Origin of the sequence: Microcystis sp. LE19-8.1F (assembly GCF_027531715.1) — a bacterium.
GTDB lineage: Bacteria > Cyanobacteriota > Cyanobacteriia > Cyanobacteriales > Microcystaceae > Microcystis > Microcystis wesenbergii_A.
Genome location: NZ_JAPZSO010000125.1, coordinates 1 through 16,295 on the forward strand (window position 1 = coordinate 1; position 16,295 = coordinate 16,295).

Below are 16,295 nucleotides of genomic sequence, written 5' to 3' on the forward strand. Positions count from 1 at the left end.
CTAAGCCGAGTTTTCAAGGCTTCGGCCGTGAGCTCAGCCGAACGGTGCTGCGCCGTCCACTTGGTTTTCGAGACTGGCCTTTTAATTCTAACGTAAAGCCAACCTAGAACGGCGGGGTTTCAGACCCAAAATTTCCGATGATTATTATCTGAATTTCGGAGTTATCCGTTATATTTTGGCTTTTTATTCAGGAGATAGGAGATAGGAGTCAGGGTGATAGGGTTTTGGGGTGATAGGGATTTAGGGGTTTAGGGAAATTTCATCCAAATGCTCCACTACCCCACTACCCCACTACCCCACTACCCCACTACCCCACTACCCCACTTCCGCACTACCCCACTACCCCACTACCCCACTACCCCACTACCCCACACCCCACTACCCCACTTCCCCACTTCCCCGATGATCGCGAAAAAACTTCATCAAGAGGGGAACAACTTCCAGTAAGATGAAAAATGGTCAGTGAAAAAGCTAACCGAAATTTATTGTCGGAAATGGTAACACCGCCCCATTTCCCCAGACCCTAGAGGCTAGAGTCCGGTAAACCAGCGGATAAAAATTGACATCCATGAGTGCAGACATTTTCGATCGAGTTAAAAAAGTTGTTGTGGACCAATTAGAAGTAGAGCCGGAAAAAGTTACCCCCGAAGCAAGCTTTGCTAATGATCTGCAAGCTGATTCCCTCGATGTGGTCGAGTTAGTGATGGCTTTAGAGGAAGAATTTGATATTGAAATTCCCGACGAAGCGGCCGAACAAATTGACACTGTGGGCAAAGCTGTTGACCATATTAGCGAGAAAGTAGGAGCAACCGCCTAATTATTGCGGGAAAATTGACAATTTAGCCTTAAATATCTGGGGCAAAATCTGCCCTTATTTTTGAACAAACATGACAGAATTGCCATTAAAAAGGGTTGTCATCACGGGGATGGGTGCAATCACTCCCCTCGGCAATAATCTAGCAGACTATTGGACAGGCTTAATCAACGGCAAAAGTGGCATTGGTTTAATTACCCACTTTGATGCCTCCCGTCACGCTTGTCGCATTGCTGGGGAAGTGCGGGGTTTTGACCCCCACGACTATGTGGATCGCAAAGAGGCAAAGCGCATGGACCGTTTCGCTCAATTTGCCGTCGCCGCTAGTTTGCAAGCACTGCAAGATTCTCGATTAGTTATCGACGCTCTCAATGCCGATGATATAGGAGTACTAATCGGTACGGGCGTGGGTGGCATAAAAGTGCTTGAGGATCAACAGGAAATTTACTTGACAAAAGGTCCGAGCCGGTGTAGTCCCTTCATGATCCCGATGATGATTGCCAATATGGCCGCCGGTTTAACCGCTATCCACACGGGGGCCAAGGGACCGAGTAACTGCACCGTGACCGCTTGTGCTGCCGGTTCCAATGCCATCGGCGATGCTTTCCGTCTAGTACAAAGGGGTTTGGCCAAAGCGATGATCTGCGGTGGGACGGAAGCCGCCGTTACCCCTCTAGGATTGGCTGGTTTTGCCTCCGCTAAGGCCTTGTCCACCCGCAACGATGACCCCACCCGGGCCAGTCGTCCCTTTGACAAGGAACGGGATGGTTTTGTCATGGGGGAAGGGTCAGGAATTTTGATTATAGAGGAATTAGAAACGGCCTTGGACCGTGGGGCGCGGATTTACGCCGAAATGATCGGTTATGGTCTGACTTGCGATGCCTATCACATGACGGCACCGGTTCCCGATGGTCGTGGAGCCACCAGAGCGATCGAATTAGCGATCAAAGATGCCGGTTTAACTCCGACGGAAATTAGCTATATCAACGCCCACGGCACCAGTACAGCGGCCAATGATCCCACGGAAACCAAGGCGATTAAAAAAGCTTTAGGAGAATCGGCCTACAAAATCCCCGTCAGTTCCACCAAATCGATGACAGGCCACCTTTTAGGCGGTTCTGGCGGTATTGAAGCCGTGGCCACGGTAATGGCGATCGCTAATGATCGGATTCCCCCGACTCTCAACCTGGACAATCCCGACCCCGATTGTGATCTCGATTACGTCCCCTACGAAAGTCGTCAGCAGATAGTTAACGCTGCCCTCTCCAACTCCTTTGGATTTGGCGGCCATAACGTCACCTTAGCTTTTAGAAAATATGCTTGAGTCGATGCCCCTGAAAGAGTAATCTTTGAGTGGCTCCCTCTTTAACTGGGTCTTATTTTTGTAGTTCATTCTAAAAAACATTATGGTTGTCGCCTCCCAATCCCTCGAAGAACTTTGTATTAATGCGGTGCGTTTTTTAGCGGTGGATGCCGTGGAAAAAGCTAAATCCGGACACCCCGGACTGCCCATGGGGGCCGCACCCATGGCCTTTGTCCTCTGGGATCAATTCCTGCGTTTTAACCCGAAAAACCCCCAATGGGTCAATCGCGATCGTTTTGTTCTCTCCGCCGGTCACGGTTGTATGCTGCAGTATGCTTTGATGTACCTGACCGGATACGATAGCGTCCCCCTAGAGGAAATCAAACAATTTCGCCAGTGGAAATCGAAAACCCCTGGCCACCCCGAAAATTTCGTCACGGAAGGGGTGGAAGTGACCACTGGTCCCCTGGGTCAAGGGATTGCCAATGGTGTGGGTTTGGCCCTAGCAGAAGCCCATTTAGCAGCCCGTTTCAACAAACCGGATGCCAAAATTATCGACCATTACACCTATGTGATTTTGGGTGATGGTTGCAATATGGAGGGGATTTCTGGGGAAGCTTGTTCTTTAGCCGGTCACTGGGGTTTAGGCAAGTTAATCGCTCTCTATGATGATAACCATATCTCGATCGATGGTTCCACCGATATCGCTTTCACCGAAGACGTGAGCAAGCGTTTTGAAGCCTACGGTTGGCACGTTCAGCACGTCGAGAATGGTAACACCGATTTAGATGCCATTGCCAATGCGATCGCTGCTGCCAAAGCTGTCACCGATAAACCCTCGATGATTAAAATCACCACCACCATCGGTTATGGTTCCCCCAATAAGTCTAATACCGCCGATGTTCACGGGGCAGCTTTAGGAGCAACGGAAATCGAGTTAACCCGGAAAGCATTAGGTTGGGAATACGAGCCGTTTGTGGTTCCCGATGAGGTGTTAAATCGTTTCCGGAAAGCAGTGGACAAGGGAGCGACGGCAGAAACGGACTGGAATAAGTTATTTAACGAATATCAGGCTAAATATCCCGCAGAAGCGGCTTTATTTGAACAGTTAACCACCGGTCAACTGCCGGAAGGTTGGGAGCAAGCTTTACCGGTTTATAAACCCGAAGATAAGGCTCTCGCTAGTCGTAAACACTCGGAAATCTGCTTAAATGCGCTTGCGGGGGTTTTACCCGGTTTAATCGGTGGTTCGGCGGATTTAACCCACTCTAACTACACGGAATTAGAGCATTTTGGTAATTTCCAAAAAGGCAGTTATCAGGAGCGTAACGTTCACTTTGGCGTAAGGGAACACGCAATGGGGGCGATTTGTAACGGTATTGCTCTCCATAACACGGGATTGATTCCCTACGGGGCGACTTTCCTGATTTTCACCGACTATATGCGGAATTCTATCCGTTTATCGGCCTTGTCAGAAACTCGCGTCATCTGGGTAATGACTCACGATTCCATTGCCCTAGGGGAAGATGGACCGACTCACCAACCCGTGGAACACGTTGCTTCTCTGCGCGCTATTCCTAACCTCTTAGTCATGCGTCCGGGAGATGGTACGGAAACTTCTGGCGCTTATAAAGTAGCGGTGAGCGAAAAGAAACGCCCGACTTTATTGGCTCTCTCCCGTCAAAATCTGCCCAATTTAGCGGGAACTTCCCTCGAGGGTGTGGCTAAAGGTGCTTATATTATCACCGATTGCGAAGGTACTCCCGATGTCATTCTCATCGGTACGGGTGGCGAGTTGTATCTCTGCGATAAAGCGGCTGCGGTGTTGAAAGAAGCAGGAATTAAAGCTCGCGTCGTTTCTATGCCCTGTTGGGAGCTATTCGAGGAACAATCGGCAGAATACAAAGAATCGGTATTGCCGAAAGCAGTGAAAAAACGTCTTGCGGTGGAAGCGGGTTCAACTATGGGTTGGCATCGTTACATCACCGATGAGGGGGATGTGTTGGGGGTTGATACCTTCGGCGCTTCTGCTCCAGGAGGTGTGATTCTAGAGAAGTTTGGTTTTACCGTGGATAACGTGGTAGCGAAGGCAAAAGCGTTGTTAGGTTAATTAAAACTTTGGTTTTGTGAAAAAAGCCCGCGCCAGCGGGTTTTTTGTGTTTAAGATGGAACTATATCGTGCAAAGGGTTGACTGGGTGATTCCTTTTACAGACATAGAACTACAAAAAGCATGGAGAGAAAATCAAGGAGCGGCAAAGGTCGAAACCAGAACTAACGCTCATCGTTTATTGCTATTTTACTCGGTTGAATGTGGTCTCAAAGCGGTTTTACTGAAAAGACAAAGTAAAGATTGCACCGATTCTTGTCCAGAATTACGTGAAGTGCGGCATGATATAAATAAGTTACTAGACAAACTAGCTGCGGGAGAAAAACTAAAACTTCCCTCACAATTAAGTATGAACCCTTTAGAAAATAATCAAGAGAGAAAGTTAAAAAATAATCAAGAGAGAAAGTTTTCTTGCGGTGAAATTAATCAAATGTGGCGATATGGGGGAGGCTGTGAAAATATTAAGGATAATGAATTAGAAAAAAAATTGTTAGATATATTAAGTTGGATTGCACAGGAGTTGCAGGGACTATGAGAAGACGGCCATTACTAACTTGGTTTGATATTAAAAGAAAAATTGCTCGCGAAACCGCTAACGGAAATGACTTACCTGATAGTATTGTTAAAATTAGTTGTTTTAGTAGTGCTTTAGAGATTGGTATTCAAAATCAAGATGATCAACCAAAAGCTAACTCAATATTAAAAGAATGGTTCGGAGATTGGTATCAAGAATCAGAACAAATTATTCAGCTAGATATTGACAATGCTTCTATTCCTGTAGAATTTATTTTAATAGATAATAGTGCTTGCCTTTCGGCATCGATTCGACCTTTTTGGCAGGAAGTCGCTTATTTAAAAGAAAATCCAGATTCAAATCAATCGGATAATTTTTTAGCCAATGCTTATCGAGATAAGCCAGAAATTATTGCTTTTTATTCTTTTAAAGGTGGTGTGGGAAGAACCCTACATTTAGCCGCTTATATTCTTGCTCTTTTGGCAAGAGCAAAAGAGATAAATAAACCAGTTAAAATTTTAGTTATTGACTCAGATTTAGAGGCTCCGGGGTTAACCTATTGGCAAAGGTATGACAATCAAGAGGCAACCGTATCTTTGATCAATTTTTTAGAAGTTTATCAATATCCCAAGCCATCTCTAGAGGTGGCACTCTCTTGGGTAACTCAAGAAATTCAGAAAACTGCCAAACAGCAAAATAAATCAACTTTATATTTTTTACCCGCTTTTATTGAAGAAGAAGAACTCTTAGATACTCCTATACTGCCAGAAAATTTAGCTAGAAATCCATCGGGTGCTTGGGAGGTAGGGGATGCAATTCATCAATTAGGGCAAAAATTAGCAGTAGATTATATATTTATTGATTTAAGAGCAGGATTAAGTGAAATTTCTAGCCCAATTTTATTTGACTCTAGAATCCAAAGATTTTTAGTAACAACAGTTAATGAGCAATCTTGGCGAGGTGTCAGGATGGTTTTAGAAAAAATTGGCTTACTAGCTCCCAGTGATTCAAAAGTAAAGGATGATAATTATTATGATCCTTCGATAATTATTAGTTTTTTAACTCCAGAAGTTAGAAATTTATCAGCATTTGAGAATATTTTAGAGCAATTACAGTCGGCTTATGTTCAACCCAAAAATGAGAGTTTATATACTACTAGACTGGATATTAAAGAAACTTATTTCGCCCAAGAGTTACTATATGTTAACAATTGGGATGAAGCTCAAAACAAATTAAGTTCAACTTCCTTGATGGAACTGGCAAGACAATGGGCAGAAGATGAATTATCTAATAATAGCATTGCATCAGCCACACCTTCAGATAACTCCTTAGATGATGTGAAAAAACTCAGGGATACTTGCAATAAATATATTTATGCAGAAAAGGGAGAAGGGGAAGATTTACTCATTACCGAGCCATTGAAAAATCTCGCTCGTAATTTTCAAGATAAACTACCTAATGTTATCTCAATTGGTGCTAAAGGTGCGGGAAAAACCTTTAATTATATTCAGCTATCTCGCCTACAGTCTTGGGAAAATTTTTTAAATAAAGTTGATCCTCAAAATCAAGAAAATTCCCGAGAAAATCTCGGTTTAATATTTCCTTTACTGCAATCAAAAAATTTAGCAGAGGATGCCAAAGATATTCTTGAGCAAGCACGGCAAAATGTTAATAATTTTCTTAATAATGATTATCAATTTTCCTTCTCGGATTTAAGAGACAGAATCATACAGTCGCTATCAAATCAGGATTGGAATGAGGTTGATTGGACAAATTTTTGGATCAAAGAAATTTCGAGAGTTTTAGGTTATAATTCTGAAAATTGTCAATTACAAAAACTGCATGAATACCTTCAACAAAAAAACTCGAAGATTATATTTTTATTTGATGGATTAGAAGATGCTTTTCCTAATGTTGCCAATGATAACCTTCAACGAAAAGCCTTGAAAGCCTTGATCGATCATTTACCCAATAAATTATCAGAAATTCGGCAATCTAATCTCGGCTTGATTGTCTTTCTGCGTCGAGATTTCTTGAGATATACAATTACACAAAACTCGCAACAATTTGAAAGCTTATATGGTAACTATGATCTATCTTGGAATCTAGAATCGTTTCTTAAACTTTCCTATTGGCTCTGCATACAATCATCGGTTATTAATGCTAACCATCAAGATTTATTCGATTGTTCAATTGAAGATTTAAAAGAAAAACTAGAACGACTTTGGGGCAAAAAATTAGGAGCAGATAATGCAAGGGAAGCTAAGTCAGACAATTGGATTTTTGCCGCTTTAACCGATTTTAATGGAAGACTGCAAGCGAGGGATATTGTGAGATTTTTGTACCATGCTGCTAATATTACTGTAGAAAAAAAAGAAGAAATACAATTTTCTAAATGGTCGAATACTAGACTGTTACCTCCCCAAGCGATTCGACGAGCGCTTGAACCCTGTAGTCGAGAAAAAGTTAGAGAGTCTGAGGAAGAATATCCTATATTTAAAAGCTGGGTAGAAGAAAGTTTACATAAATATAGTGATAGAAAAATTCCTTTTTCTCTAGAACAGTTTAATCTGGATGGCACTCAAGTCAATGTTCTTGAGCAAATGGGAGTAATTTATGAGGACAAGGATAAAGAAGATGCAGTTCGTTATTATATGCCCGAAATATTCCGTGAAGGGTTAGGATTTTCTAGTCAAGGTGCGCGTCCTCGTGTTCTAGCTTTAAAGCGCAAAGTTTTGGGGAAATCAAATTTTTAATGGTTCGAGCTTTTTGGCAATGACTATATGATTGATTGTTGTCAGCTTTTCAAAACAGGATTGGCTATTACCCAGCATTGGGAAATTGATTCGTCCAACAAAAAAGCTACACTACTGGGATTCTTGTGTTTTTTTAGCTTTCCTGAAAAATGAAAAGGATAAAATTAATGATTGTATTTCTGTTCTCAAAGCAGCTGAAAATGGTCAGGTAATCTGTCACCGCCGCCTAATCTAGTGCAGTCAAAGCCGATCGCCTGAAGCCGTCAAAACTATCCAGGGTGCAGGAGTTGAACCTGCCTAGCACGAATTATGAGTTCGTTGCCTCAACCGCTCGGCCAACCCTGGGTTATACTAATAACTCATTATAGATCGGTAATCACTCCGAACGTGAAAATCCAGCCCCACCAAGATGAAAAAATTTGCAATCAGCACCTCCTTGCAGTTAGGACTCCTTTTGATGGTAGCCATGGTAGCCGCCGGCTTCGGTAGCGGTTGGGTAGCCTATCAATTGGGAATCGCCTCCCTGAAGGGAGTCAGTCAACCGGATATCAACCCTGCTAAAAAGTTTACCAACGATCGCACCAGTTATGGTCGCAATCAAACTTTTATCCCCGTGAAGGAAGAAGAGGTGCTGAAAAGAGTGAGAGTTTATATGCAACAACAGAAAAACAAACCGCAATCAAAGGACGAAACCAAAGGATAGGCTTTAAAAAAGGCGAATTATTGCCTTTTCGCTATGGATAATCAGGATTTATTGACTCGTTTAATTTTAGTCTTTTTACTAATCGCGCTCAATGCTTTTTTCGTAGCGGCCGAATTTTCGCTTGTGTCTGTCCGTCGTACCCGCGTCAGTCAGCTAGTGGCTGCGGGAGATGTGCCAGCGCAGACGGTCCAATCTCTACAAAGAAGTCTCGATCGCTTACTTTCCACTACCCAATTAGGTATCACCCTTTCTAGTTTAGCTTTAGGTTGGATCGGGGAGAGTACCATGACCGTTTTTGTGAAGAAATTACTAAGTTTTTTACCCTTTTCTTTAAACTGGCAAAATCTTCTCTCCCATGGTTTCTCTCTTTGTCTAGCTTTTTTAATCGTGGCCTATCTCCAGATAGTTTTTGGGGAACTTTATCCCAAATCCCTAGCTTTAATTTATGCCGAACCGATGGCGCGATTATTAGCCGCACCTATTGGGGTTATTTCCAGGATTTTTAAGCCTTTTATCGGTATTCTGAACCAATCAACTCGTTTTTTATTGGTTTTAACCCGTATCCCCGAAGTGGATCTACAGCGTTCTAATCGGGTAACTTCCGAGGAATTACAATTAATTATCAGCATGGAAGGGGAATTAACGGGATTAGAAGCAGCGGAAAGGAAAATTTTAAATAATGTTTTCCAGTTTAGCGAAATCACTGCCGCAGAAATCATGGTTCCCCATAACCGCTTAATAGCTATTCCCTCGACCGCAACTTTTGAGGAATTACTGCTCCAAGTAGTTAACAGCGGCTATTCTTGTTATCCTGTGGCAGGAGATTCCGGTGATGATATCCGTGGTCTGATCGATTTTAAAGATTTAGCTTTACCCCTTGCCGAAGGTCAGTTAAATTTAACAACCCCGATTAAACCTTGGTTAAAACCTGCGCGTTTTTTCCCCGAAACCACTCCTTTAAATGAATTACTAACAGTGATGCGGGAATCATCCTTAAAGATGGTTATCATTGTCGATGAATTTGGCAGAACAGCCGGTTTATTAACCCTCAAAGATTTAATCGGCGAGATTCTGGGAACTTTTTCCCCTAGGGATCAATCGGGAACAGTGGAATATCAACTCCTCGATGAATCAACTTTTCTCGTACAAGCACAAATGAATTTAGAGGACGTGAACAAAGCATTAAATTTAAGTTTACCCTTGGCCGATGAATACCAAACCCTAGCAGGTTTTGTCCTCCATCATTGGCAAAAAATACCGAGGGTGGGAGAACAACTATATTACCAAAATTTAGAATTTACCATCATTTCTAAGGTCGGCCCTCGCTTGGAACAAATTAAGATTTATCGTCAACAACCATCCTAAGGATATAAACAAGAAACAACTTTTCTCATTTATTCTTTTTGATTGTTAAGTAGTTGGTTATAATTAAATTAAAAATGGATTTTAGGTTCGATCCCCCCTGCCTCCCTTGATAAGGTAGGGTTGATTCATGAATCAACCCTACCCTTGATAAGGGGGGTGTCTGATAATTTTTAACGCCTACCTACTTAATCTAGTCAATAGCTGCCCACTCCTGTCACCATGAAACACCTTTTGACAATCCTCCCCCTCAGCTTGGGATTAATTGCCCTCACCCCCGCAAATTTGCCCCTAGAACGTTTTGAAATCTCACAATTAGGAACATCTACGGGATACGATGAACGACTGCTAACGGACAAAAAAACCCTACTACAAGCGATCGATCATAGTTTACGTTATCTGAATAGCTCGGCAGCAATCCGCGCCTATCAAAATTATCCTATTTCAGAAATAACTCGTCAGCGAGTGCAGCGTTCCCTAGTACGTTTTCGTCAATTAGTGCAGAAGTCTCCCACTCCCGCAGCTCTACAAAAGGCAGTTAAAAAAGAATTTATTTGGTATCGTTCTTTAGGTAAGGATAGCCAGGGAAATGTTAAATTTACTGGTTATTTTGAGCCAATTTATCAAGCAAGTCGGCAACAAACCGCCGAGTATAAATATCCTCTCTATCGCCGACCTTCTAACTTTTCTCGCTGGTCTAAACCCCATCCAGCTAGGGTAGAATTAGAGGGAAAAGATGGTTTACTGGGGGAAAATAGCCGTCTAGCGGGATACGAATTAGTCTGGTTAAAAGATCGCTTAGAAGCTTATTTAGTTCATGTGCAAGGTTCGGCAAAATTACGTTTACCTAATGGTCAAATTATGAGCATCGGTTTTGATGGCAATACCGAGCATCCCTACACAAGTCTGGGAAAAGAAATGATTGCCGATGGTATTTTTTCCGCCGAGGGTTTAACCTTACCAATGGTTTTGGATTTTCTCAGAAGTAATCCCGATCAATTAAAAAATTATATTCCCCGCAATAATCGGTTTATTTTCTTTCGAGAAACCCACGGCGCACCGGCCACTGGTAGTATTGGAGTTCCGGTTTTACCAGAAAGATCGATCGCTACAGATAAAAGTATTTTTCCCCCCGGTGCTTTAGCAGTAATTGAGACAGAAATTCCCCAGGAAAATCTTAATAAAAAATTAGTTAGTCGCTATGTTCTCGATCAAGATACTGGCAGCGCGATTAAAGGTACTGGGAGGGTAGATATTTTTATGGGAACAGGAAAAAATGCTGGCGAGCGAGCCGGTTTAATTAATACTCCCGGTCAGTTATATTATTTATTATTGAGGGAATAGGAAATAGTACAGGTAAAATTAAGATAGACTCCCCAGAATCAGTTATCATAACTTAAGTGAGAACTTAAACAATAGAATCATGAAAAAAACCATAAATATAGATTGGTCGGATTGTGGTCCAATTACTTTAGTAGTCGTGCAACCCACCTCTTTTTGTAATCTCAATTGTGATTACTGTTATTTACCCGATCGCCATTTAAAAAATACCCTATCCTTAGATTTAATCGAGCCGATTTTTCAGAGGGTTTTTAGTAGTCGTTTTCTCCAAGATAATTTTACCATTTGCTGGCACGCCGGCGAACCCTTGGCAGTTCCCATCAGTTTTTATGAAAGTGCCTTTGCTAAAATTGCGGAGGTTAGCGAGAAATATAATCAGCAGGGTTACTGTTTTCGTCATTCGGTACAAACTAACGCCACTTATATTAACGATGCTTGGTGTCAATTATTTAAAAAGCATGATGTTTATGTGGGAGTCAGTCTTGATGGACCGGCTTTTATTCACGATATCCACCGGCAAAACCGCAAGGGAACTGGCAGTCATGCTGCTACCATGCGGGGGATTTCTTTCTTGCAAAAACATGAAATTGATGTCAGTATCATCGCAGTTTTAACAGAAGATTCTCTCGACTATCCCGACGAAATTTTTAACTTTTTTTGGGATCATGGTCTTACCGATGTGGCTTTTAATATGGAAGAAACCGAGGGAATTAATTCACAATCTTCCTTAGATAAATTAGGCATTGAACAACGTTATCGCCAGTTTATTGCCAGATTTTGGGAGTTAGTCACGGCCAAACAAGGAGAATTTAAGCTGCGAGAATTTGAATCGATCTGTAGTTTGATTTATACGGATGAACGCTTAGAAAATACCGATATGAATCGACCTTTTATGATTGTCAATTTTGATAATCAAGGTAATTTTTCCACCTTTGATCCGGAATTACTATCGATTAAAACTCAACCCTACGGCGATTTTATCTTTGGTAATGTTTTGACCGATTCTCTGGAATCTATCTGTGAAACCGAGAAATTTAAACAAATTTACGCTGATATGCGCGGTGGAGTCGATTTATGTCGGCAAAACTGCGATTATTTTGGGGTTTGTGGGGGTGGTGCCGGTAGTAACAAATATTGGGAAAATGGCACTTTCAACTCCACAGATACTAAAGCCTGTTTATACCGGATTAAGTGTATCACCGATATCGTTCTCGATCGCCTAGAAAATTTATTAGAAGTTTAAAGATTTTTTTAGCTATCAGTAAACAGTTATCAGTAATCAGTAAACTGATAACTGTTTACTAATAACCTATGAAAAAACTTGATCTAAATACCATTTTTGCAAAGTAAGGACAGAGATGGTCATGCCTGCTACGAATAAAGAAAAATGGTATTATTCTTCTTCTAAACTTAATCCTAACGCCTGTAAGCGTTCCGCTAGTCGGTCTGCACGTTGTTTTTCTTTATCAGCGCGTTTCTGTTCTTTATCAGCACGTTTCTTTTCTTGATCGGCACGTTTCTTTTCTTGACGCATTTGAGACTCTAACTCAACAGTTGTTAAAAATTTCTCTCCATCGGGACGATACAATTCTAAACTAGATTTATCCCAGATAAAACGCATACCTAAACGGGGACTTATCCAGTCATTGATGGGGATAATTTCTCTTAAATTTTCTCCCTGTCTTTGCCAACCTTGTAAACGACAGCGCATCGGGTTATATAAATAGTATTCTTCTACATTATATGTGTCATAAAACTCTAATTTTCGACTCATTTCTGCTTTTGTATTCTTCGGTGATAGAATTTCAAAAACCACTTGAGGAGCGATATTTTCTTCCTGCCATTGACGATAGGAACCCCTTCGTCCTTTGGGACGGCCAAAAGCTACCATCACATCGGGAGCAACCGGTGAAACCAAAGTAGAACGCAGAGGATACCAGAGTAAATCTCCGGCAATAAACACCTTAGGGTCATCGGCAAAGATAATCTCTAAATTCTCCTTAATTTTGACAATCCACTCATATTGTTCGGTATTATCTGCCATCGGTTGACCATCGCTATCCGGGAAAAGAAGATCGTCGTCAATATCAAGATAACTAACCATTGTCTTTTAATTTTAATAGATGGTTGTTTTCTGATTGTAGCAAGATAATTAAGTAGGTAGGCGTTAAAAATTATCAGACACCCCCCTTATCAAGGGTAGGGTTGATTCATGAATCAACCCTACCTTGAATCAACCCTACCTTGAATCAACCCTACCTTGAATCAACCCTACCTTGAATCAACCCTACCTTGAATCAACCCTAGGGAGAGGGGGGGAGTGGGGAGAAGGGGAGGGGGGAGGAGAGAGAAAAAAGCTGATGGTTGACAAAAGGTCTTAAGCTGCGGTTATATCTATCAGAGTCTATATTTATCAAAAAGTTAATTGACTAGAATCTATAAAAGGGTTAGGATTGATGGTGACAAATAGTTGTTATTGAGGAGGGCATAGGAACTTGATACAGGCAACCCTGCACCAGTTAAGGGTTTTTGAGGCTACCGCTCGACACAGTAGCTTTACCAAGGCGGCCGAGGAGTTATTTATCACTCAACCTACCGTCTCAACCCAAGTCAAACAACTCACAAAAGCCGTGGGTTTACCGCTATTCGAGCAAATTGGCAAACGTTTATTTTTAACCGAAGCGGGTCAGGAATTACTGTTCACCTGTCAAGAGATTTTTAATAAATTGGACAACTTTCAAATGAAAGTGGCCGATATTAAGGGAACTAGACAGGGAAAGCTGACTTTAGGCGTAATTACTACCGCTAAATACTTTGTGCCGCGATTACTGGGGGCATTCTGTCAACAGTATCCCGGTATTGACATTGCCCTGCAAGTGACTAATCATCAGAAACTGCAAGAGCGAATGTTAAATAACGAGGATGACCTCTATATTCTCAGTCAACCCCCGGAAGAAGTGGAACTTTGTTCTCAGTCTTTTCTGGAAAATCCCCTAGTGGTGGTGGCGCGACGAGATCATCCTTTGGTAGGCCAGAAAAATCTCCCCCTTGAGTGCCTCAACCAGCAACCTTTTATTATGCGCGAATCGGGATCTGGAACCCGCCAAGCGGTACAAAAATTATTTAATCTCCACGATATTAAAGTTAAGGTGCGCTTGGAATTAGGCAGTAACGAAGCGATTAAACAGGCTATTTCCGGCGGTTTAGGGCTATCGGTACTATCTAAGCACACTCTCATCTCGGAAGGGGAAAACGGCGAATTAGCCATCCTCGACTTGGAACATTTTCCGATTCAGCGCGATTGGTACGTTTGTTACCTGGCCGGAAAACAACTTTCCGTGATTGCCGATGCTTTTTTAAAATACCTGCTGGAAGCTAGTCAAACCATCCCCATTCATGCCCCGTTAAAAAATGGTCACAGCTTATTAATGAGCCATTAAACCTTAAACTTTAATTCAGGATCATTTTTCTTCTTGAGGTGGTTATATGTTCGAGTCCTTCAGCCAGACCATCTGGTTGGTACCTCTTTACGCCTTTGCGGGCGCACTTCTCGCCCTACCCTGGTCTCCCGGTATTATCCGGCAAACCGGCCCGCGACCGGCCGGTTATCTGAATTTGATCATGACCTGCTGGGCTTTTTTGCATAGCCTTTTTGCTTTGCTCGCCGTTTGGGGTCGTCCGCCGCAATCTATAGCATTTAATTGGCTAAATGCCGCAGATTTAAGCATATCTTTAGATGTGCAGATTTCGGCCGTTAATATCGGGGCGTTACTGCTAATTACCGGCTTAAACCTCGCCGCTCAGGTATATGCGATCGCCTATCTAGAAATGGATTGGGGTTGGGCAAGGTTTTATTCTCTCGTCGCCCTCTTTGAAGGGGGTATGTGCGCCCTCGTTATCTGTAATTCGCTATTTTTCAGCTATTGTGTGCTAGAAGTTCTCACCCTCGGCACTTATCTGCTAATTGGTTTCTGGTTCAATCAATCTCTGGTGGTAACGGGGGCGCGGGATGCTTTTCTAACCAAACGGATTGGCGATTTAATCCTGTTGATGGGAGTGGTGGCCCTTTTACCCCTGGCGGGAACCTGGAACTTTGACCAATTGGCAGAATGGGCGGCTACAGCCAATTTAAACCCCAATGTGGCTAATTTACTCTGTTTAGCCCTGATTGCCGGTCCGATGGGCAAATGCGCTCAATTTCCCCTGCATTTATGGCTAGATGAGGCCATGGAAGGACCGATGCCAGCGACAATTCTGCGGAATACCGTCGTCGTTTCCACTGGCGCTTGGTTATTGGTCAAATTAGAGCCGGTGCTACAATTATCGCCCTTAACCTTGCAAGTAATGATCGTTGTTGGCTCTGTTACTGCTATCGGTGCTGGTTTAATTGCGATCGCCCAGATCGATGTTAAGCGTTCCCTTTCCTATTCCGTCAGTGCCTACATGGGACTGATTTTTATCGCTGTGGCCACCGGACAAACGGAAACCGCTTTAGTGTTACTCTTTACCTACGCGATCGCTATGTCCCTGTTAGTCATGGTGGTGGGTAACATCATTTGGAATAATATCAGCCAAGATTTAAGCCAATACGGCGGTTTATGGTCCCGTCGTCCCGTTTCCGGTATTTGTTATCTCGTCGGTGCCGCTAGTTTAGTTGCACTGCCTCCCTTTGGTGGTTTTTGGGCATTAGCGCGCATGGGCGATCGCCTCGCAGAAGTCAGTGGTTTACTGTTATTAGTGCTATTGTTGGTCAATGCTTTAACTGCTTTTAGTGTCACTAGAGAATTTTGCGTTTTCTTTGGCGGTAAAATCAAACCAATGACCCTGCGCTCTCCGGAAGCTCTTTGGCCCTTAGTTATCCCCATGACTGTGACCATGGGTTTCGCCCTTCATCTGCCGATTTTATTGGCGCAATGGCATTTATTACCAAGTAACTTAAATCTGGGAGTGGCTTTTCTCTTGGTACTTTCCACTGCTGCGGGCGTAATTCCGGCAGCCTATATTTATCTGAATGAAAATATCTCCAAACCGATCGTTTTTCAACCGAAAGCCCTTCAAGATTTCTTTGCCAACGACCTTTATACAGCCAAATTGTATAAAGTCACCATCGTTTTTGTCGTCGGATTAATCTCGCAAATTATTAACTGGATCGATACCTTTCTGGTGGATGGCATCGTTAATCTGGTGGGATTAGCCACGGTTTTTGGTGGTCAGAGTTTGAAATATAACGTCTCGGGCCAGACCCAATTTTACTTTCTGTCGATTATTTTGGGGGTGGCTTTGATTGGTATTATCATCTGCTGGCCCCTACTAGCACAAATTTCTCTAGTTTTCAGTTAAAGATTTGATAACTTAGGCTTTTCTTTAGCATCCCCGGCCCTGACAATAGGATTT

At 42.6% G+C, this 16,295-nt stretch carries 12 protein-coding genes and 1 tRNA gene; 11 read left to right on the plus strand and 2 right to left on the minus strand.

Annotated features, from left to right (window positions below; all coding sequences use genetic code 11):
• Positions 1-568 precede the first annotated feature (568 nt).
• The 5 genes from O9334_RS12300 to O9334_RS12320 all read left to right on the plus strand — a co-directional run bounded on the left by O9334_RS12300 (position 569) and on the right by O9334_RS12320 (position 7,495).
• Complete coding sequence (locus O9334_RS12300) at positions 569-817, plus strand: acyl carrier protein (protein ID WP_045361848.1); 249 nt, start codon at positions 569-571, stop codon at positions 815-817.
• 70 nt (positions 818-887) lie between these two features.
• Positions 888-2,138, plus strand: coding sequence for a beta-ketoacyl-ACP synthase II (gene fabF / locus O9334_RS12305; protein WP_288000386.1), 1,251 nt, complete (start codon positions 888-890; stop codon positions 2,136-2,138).
• 82 nt (positions 2,139-2,220) lie between these two features.
• Complete coding sequence (tkt, locus tag O9334_RS12310; protein ID WP_288000387.1) at positions 2,221-4,227, plus strand: transketolase; 2,007 nt, start codon at positions 2,221-2,223, stop codon at positions 4,225-4,227.
• Positions 4,228-4,313: 86 nt separating this feature from the next.
• Positions 4,314-4,760, plus strand: coding sequence for a hypothetical protein (locus O9334_RS12315; protein ID WP_288000388.1), 447 nt, complete (start codon positions 4,314-4,316; stop codon positions 4,758-4,760).
• The gene (locus tag O9334_RS12320; RefSeq protein WP_288000389.1) at positions 4,757-7,495 is read left to right on the plus strand and encodes a KGGVGR-motif variant AAA ATPase; all 2,739 of its coding nucleotides are present in this window, start codon (positions 4,757-4,759) and stop codon (positions 7,493-7,495) included. The genes O9334_RS12315 and O9334_RS12320 overlap by 4 nt, the downstream gene beginning before the upstream one ends.
• A 272-nt stretch (positions 7,496-7,767) precedes the next feature.
• Here the strand turns inward: O9334_RS12320 and O9334_RS12325 are convergent.
• A tRNA-Ile gene (locus tag O9334_RS12325) sits at positions 7,768-7,840 on the minus strand.
• Between the two features lie 64 nt (positions 7,841-7,904).
• Here O9334_RS12325 and O9334_RS12330 point away from each other — a divergent pair.
• The 4 genes from O9334_RS12330 to grrM all read left to right on the plus strand — a co-directional run bounded on the left by O9334_RS12330 (position 7,905) and on the right by grrM (position 12,144).
• A complete protein-coding gene (locus O9334_RS12330) occupies positions 7,905-8,198 on the plus strand; it encodes a hypothetical protein (RefSeq protein ID WP_288000390.1) in 294 nt (97 codons plus the stop codon).
• Positions 8,199-8,231: 33 nt separating this feature from the next.
• Positions 8,232-9,563: a hemolysin family protein gene (locus O9334_RS12335; RefSeq protein WP_288000391.1), complete on the plus strand. Its 1,332-nt coding sequence runs from the start codon at positions 8,232-8,234 to the stop codon at positions 9,561-9,563.
• A 219-nt stretch (positions 9,564-9,782) separates the two neighbouring features.
• Positions 9,783-10,904, plus strand: coding sequence for a murein transglycosylase A (gene mltA, locus O9334_RS12340; RefSeq protein WP_288000392.1), 1,122 nt, complete (start codon positions 9,783-9,785; stop codon positions 10,902-10,904).
• Positions 10,905-10,983: 79 nt separating this feature from the next.
• The gene (gene grrM / locus O9334_RS12345; protein WP_288000393.1) at positions 10,984-12,144 is read left to right on the plus strand and encodes a cyclophane-forming radical SAM/SPASM peptide maturase GrrM/OscB; all 1,161 of its coding nucleotides are present in this window, start codon (positions 10,984-10,986) and stop codon (positions 12,142-12,144) included.
• A gap of 150 nt (positions 12,145-12,294) precedes the next feature.
• On the opposite strand, the gene O9334_RS12350 is transcribed toward grrM, so the two are convergent.
• A complete protein-coding gene (locus tag O9334_RS12350; RefSeq protein WP_288000394.1) occupies positions 12,295-13,005 on the minus strand; it encodes a Uma2 family endonuclease in 711 nt (236 codons plus the stop codon).
• A 391-nt stretch (positions 13,006-13,396) separates the two neighbouring features.
• Here O9334_RS12350 and O9334_RS12355 point away from each other — a divergent pair, with 391 nt between their 5' ends.
• Together O9334_RS12355 and O9334_RS12360 are read left to right on the plus strand one after the other, a co-directional pair.
• Positions 13,397-14,341, plus strand: coding sequence for a LysR family transcriptional regulator (locus O9334_RS12355; protein WP_288000395.1), 945 nt, complete (start codon positions 13,397-13,399; stop codon positions 14,339-14,341).
• Between the two features lie 46 nt (positions 14,342-14,387).
• Positions 14,388-16,241 (plus strand): NAD(P)H-quinone oxidoreductase subunit F, encoded by a 1,854-nt coding sequence (locus O9334_RS12360; RefSeq protein ID WP_288000396.1) that lies wholly within the window; start codon positions 14,388-14,390, stop codon positions 16,239-16,241.
• Positions 16,242-16,295: the final 54 nt, after the last annotated feature.